This is a genomic window from bacterium (assembly GCA_021372535.1).
GTDB lineage: Bacteria > Latescibacterota > Latescibacteria > Latescibacterales > Latescibacteraceae > JAFGMP01.
Genome location: JAJFUH010000212.1, coordinates 1 through 4826, shown reverse-complemented (window position 1 = coordinate 4826; position 4826 = coordinate 1). Strand labels below are relative to the sequence as shown.

Sequence of the window (4826 nt, the reverse complement as noted above, 5' to 3'; positions counted from 1 at the left end):
AATAGAATATAGACCATTAAATCCTGTGAATTTATAAACCCGTTGAAAAGCCCCGCGGTCACAACCGGTTTTCGGAAAAAGAATGGGTGCTGTCCGAGCGAGCCGAAGGCTCGTGAGTTCACACATTCCCGAAAAACGGGCAGTGACCGGCGAATAAGGCTTTTCACGGGGTGCCCTTTCCTTGGTTACTTCCTTTGGGCACGTAAAGGAAGTAACATCTAAAAAAGTCTTCTTAAAAAAATGGGGTGTTGCCAGCGGTTTTCATACCCTTGACAGCAACAAAACAACACATTTCATAATAGGGCGTGCGAAAAAGACACTTTTTCACCGCTCTCCTAATTGATAAACAAGAAGTTATATTTGAATATCTTCAGTCCGTGTTTATCCGTGGTCAATAGATTTTTGTGTGCAGTCACCATGACTGCGGGATTATTTCTATTTTCAGGTGGGGCAGGCGCGTTTGCCCTTTGTCACCGTGCGGTCGTATGTCGAGATGAGCTTCCCGTCGCTGCGGACAACACCGCTGAATGTCGTGTCCACAACCATCTGGAGATCGCTGATCCTGTGGAAGGTGAGAATGCCGAAATCCCCGGCATCCGCATCATAGACCTTGTACGACCGGAAGCCGCCCGCAAGCAGGAGCGCGAGCGCCACAACGATACCCGCTATTGCTACCGTTCTCAGATATCCGGGGTTTTTTATCATCAGAGCAGATTCCTCCGAAAGTCCTCTGTCAGTTTTCTGTTGTTGCCGGAACGGATTGTCACCCGCCGTGCATCGAGGAAATCGAGGACAGCGAGGGCATATTTACGGGTGGAGTCGATATGGTACTTGAAATCAGCCGAATCGAGCTCTCCCTTTTCCTGAATGATGTTCACCACCATGTCCTGCGCTTTCCTGAAATTATCATAACTCAACACGACATTGGATGCAAGCCGAATCAGGATGCGCTCGTTGCACATGTAATCGAGGAGACGGTCGATCCTGTCATGTGGCATCCCGAGCAGGTCGGGCAGCTCGTCCGGTCTCGGGGTTTTGAATCCGGAATCATCGTAGATTTTCCGTATCCGTTCCATGAGCTCACAGTCATACGTGTCGAGCTTCCCGACAGCGGCCGGAAGAACGAACGTGTTCCCGCGGCGGACTATCAGGCCCCTCCGTTCGAGGTCATCCTGGATGTGTTTCCAGAGACGGTCGGGGAAATCGAAGCTCTGACGGAGCGTGCTCAGGGCGAGGCTCAGCGCCCCGTCCTCTGAGACCGCTTTCTCCAGCCGGGACTCGACCTCCCTCACCAGCGAACGGCAGCGCCCGGCAGCAACGTAGTAGTCGGCGCCCAGGGGGAGCGCCGTCCCTTTTTCCACGAGACGGGTGAGGCATGTTCTTACGATATCCATAGTGAGAAGGGTGCTTCTTGAGAGTGTTTCCGTTGAAACGGCGGCGTTGTGCCCGGCAATGAGGGCATACTCTATTTTTTTCTCCATGCCCTCTTCACCCGACGGGTCGATTCCCCGGAAGAACTCCTCATGCGCGGTAAGCATCTCGATCGCCTGTTTTCTCCGCGGCTTTTTCGCTTCGGGGGAAAGAGCGATTATCTCGCCGCCCGCAACGGTTGCAGCCGGTGACGGTCTCCTGACGATGAACCGGTCGAAGGGAGCCGCCGCGACGGGATTGGACAGAATCACTGTCGCGAATCCAGTTCTGTCTTCGGGAAGCGCCTTGTCTTCCAGAAAATAGATTTTGCCCGGCTCCTCGATGGTTCCCGTATGGAACTTTATCTCCTCGGCGTTACGAATCGGAGTCCTGAGGCCGTGGACAGCGGTAAGCCTGACATGGAAAGCGGGCGCTGGTTCCAGATATCCGGGAAGGCTGAGAACCTGTCCGCGCACCGGGGGTTTCTTGGAGAATTCCGGGATGTTGAGCCCCAGGCACTGGCCGTACTCGCCCACCGCGGTCTCGGTCATGAACTGCTGAATCGCCCTCACCTTTCCGGTCATGTGACCGGGAACAAGCTCCACCTGCTGCCCGATCGAAATAACGCCGTCAACGGGGATTCCCATCGCGACAACACCGAAGCCTTTCTGCGTAAACACATGCGCGACAGGCATTCTGAAGACGCCATACCGTCGTCGCCTTGACAGTCGCCCGGCCTCTCCGGCAAGAACGGCGTAAAACTCGGGATATCCGTCGAAAGTCTGTGACGACACCGGGCAGACAGGCGCTCCTTCCATGAACGTGCCCTTGAGAAAATCACGGATTTCCGAGGTGACCCGGCGGATACGGTCTTCCGGCACAAGGTCGATCTTGGTCAGCGCCACTATGCCGTGTCGGATGCCGAGCAGTTCCATAATCTGGAGATGTTCGACCGTCTGCGGCATGACACCGTCATTGGCGGCGATAACGAGCACGGTCATCTCGATACCCGATACCCCGGCGACCATGTTCTTGATGAATTTCTCGTGCCCGGGAACATCGACAATACCGATGCAGAGCCCCTCGCCGATAACGCACGGCGCGAATCCGAGCTCGATGGTCAGGCCCCGCTCCTGCTCGGCTTTCAGACGGTCGGTGTTGCAGCCTGTCAGGAGCTTCACGAGCTCAGTCTTCCCATGATCGACATGGCCGGAGGTGCAGATCATCATGTGCACTTCGGGCCCGGCGCCTTGTGCGAGCAGACCCGGCGGCCGGTGTTTCGAGCAGTCAGACATTGAGCTCCCTGCACACTTCCTTGTAGAGGGTCAAAGCCGGGCATCCCGCAAAGGCAACACCGAGGTGGGCCGCTTCCTCGATCTCCGGCTTCGTGATTCCCATCGACCGGGCGCTTTTGATGTGGTAAATCAGGCAGGGTTTACAGCGCTGGGCGACAGACAGGGCTATTTCCATGAGCTTCTTGGTGCGCCTGTCGATGAGGCCTTCCCCGGAGACCTTCTTCATGAAATCGTTGAACAGCGAGAGCGAATCAGCCGCCGTTTCATCGGTAAAAGCCGGCGGAGAGGGGCAGCACTCCAATTCGGGCGGGTTTTCGCAGCACGAGGAATCCGGGGGAGCCTGCCGAACCGGTTCATCCGGCCGCGGCGTGCCTGTCACATCGTTCTTATCCGCCATGATCAATCCTCCGTGTTTTCCAAAAAAGTTCCGGAGTTCCGTATTGGTGACTACTACCCGTACCCCGGACCGGCTGTCCTCTTTTTCGACGATTCTGCCGATGACCGATGCTGCGGCATGCCCGCGGCTCCTCATCTCGTCGGCAAACGCCCCGGCTTTCTCTTCCGGGAGGGAAACCAGAAGGCCGCCGGAAGTCTGGGGATCGTACAGAATGGGAAGGTACGTGCTGTCGCCTGTACCGGTTACACGCACCCATGCCATGGAGTATTCCTGGTTGCGCTCGATTGCGCCGGGGAGAATATCGTTCCGGATGCATTCCCCCACAGAGGCGAAAACCGGAATGGCGGACATGTCTATCTCCGCCATCAGGCCGTTGTCTCGCACCATTTCGACGAGGTGACCGGCAAGCCCGTACCCCGTGACATCGGTGCAGGCATGGCCATCAAAGGCGGCCATGAGTTCGGCGGCGTCCCTGTTGAGCGTGGCCATTGAAGCGCCGGCTTCGTCGAGGCATTCGCCGCTGATACGGCCAAGCTGTGCGGCAAAACAGACGATACCCGTTCCGAGCGGTTTGGTGAGTACGAGAGCGTCGCCGGGTTGTATGGCATCATGTTCGAATATGGCGTTTGTGTCGATGAGCCCGGTTACCGCGAAGCCGCACTTTATCTCCTCGTCGTTGATGCTGTGTCCCCCGATGAGGGAGCAGCCGGCCTCGGCGAGCTTGTCCATTCCGCCGCGCAGAATTGCCTCCATGATGGAGCCGTCCAGTTCGTCTATGGGAAACCCGATGACCGACAGGGCTGTGATTGGTTTACCCCCCATTGCATAGATATCGCTCACCGAATTGGCCGCGGCAATCTGGCCGAAAAGGTAAGCGTTGTCCACACAGGGGGTGAAAACATCGACTGTCTGCACGAGAGCGAAACGGTCGTCGATACGGTAAATCCCGGCGTCATCACCGGCGGCGGCGCCCACGATGACATTGGGATCGGTGACCGGCGGGAGCTTGCTCAGAATACGCAGGAGGTCGGCCTGCCCGATCTTTGAAGCGCATCCGGCTTTACGGACATGTTTTGTCAGGGCTATATCCTGCGGTCTGGAAGGCATTTTCTCCCCCGCGCAGGAACAGACGTTGTAGTCTTTGAAGGTCTGGCACGGGCAGCCCTGTTTCGGATTGCAGATGCAGTGCCCCAGTTTGATCGAACGCGTCATGACCGCTTTACGTCGGGTCGTATTTATCGTCATCGGATACCCTTTTTATTGTGAATGGTGAATCTTTAGAAATCTTGTGATAAACACCATTTACGTGAATATAAGCTTTCAAGGGTCGACGCGTAGTGCCGATCCCTGATTACTGATTCGGGGACATGTATATATGCTGGTGACCCCAAAAAACCACGATGAATTGTATTGTATGTAATACATTGATTATAAATAGTATAACTTCCTTTGGAGCTTCTGTTTTTTCAACCCCGTTGAAAAGCCCCGCGGTCACAAGCGTTTTTCGGAAAAAGAATGGGTGCTGTCCGAGCGAGCCGAAGGCTCGTGAGTTCACACATTCCCGAAAAACGGGCCGTGACCGTGGAAAAAGGCTTTTCTCGGGGTGCCCTTTCCTTGGTTACTTCCTTTGGGCACGCAAAGGAAGTAACATCTAAAAAGTATTTTTTAAAATAGGTGTTGTCCGGAACATCTTCACCTGACACTTTCTCCCAATCCAAGACTTT

The 4826-nt window shown here is 55.4% G+C and carries 4 protein-coding genes; all 4 read right to left on the bottom strand.

Going from position 1 to position 4826, the window contains the following annotated elements:
* Window positions 1–441 precede the first annotated feature (441 nt).
* Entirely contained in the window at window positions 442–705 is a 264-nt protein-coding gene (locus LLG96_18335; protein MCE5252164.1) for a hypothetical protein, read from the bottom strand.
* On the bottom strand, window positions 705–2705 hold the full coding sequence (gene selB, locus LLG96_18330) for a selenocysteine-specific translation elongation factor (GenBank protein ID MCE5252163.1): 2001 nt from the start codon (window positions 2703–2705) through the stop codon (window positions 705–707). Before selB ends, LLG96_18335 begins: the two co-directional genes overlap by 1 nt.
* Window positions 2698–4347 carry a selenide, water dikinase SelD gene (gene selD, locus LLG96_18325; protein MCE5252162.1) on the bottom strand — a complete coding sequence of 550 codons (1650 nt, stop codon included), beginning with the start codon at window positions 4345–4347 and terminating at the stop codon, window positions 2698–2700. The genes selB and selD overlap by 8 nt, the downstream gene beginning before the upstream one ends.
* A 221-nt stretch (window positions 4348–4568) precedes the next feature.
* On the bottom strand, window positions 4569–4826 hold a 258-nt coding region (locus LLG96_18320; protein ID MCE5252161.1), incomplete at its 5' end, for a hypothetical protein.

Bases quoted from the DNA above. Each gene is read 5' to 3' on its own strand.
- selB (MCE5252163.1), bottom strand. From the start codon at position 2,705: ATGTCTGACTGCTCGAAACACCGGCCGCCGGGTCTGCTCGCACAAGGC.
- selD (MCE5252162.1), bottom strand. From the start codon at position 4,347: ATGACGATAAATACGACCCGACGTAAAGCGGTCATGACGCGTTCGATC.
- LLG96_18335 (MCE5252164.1), bottom strand. From the start codon at position 705: ATGATAAAAAACCCCGGATATCTGAGAACGGTAGCAATAGCGGGTATC.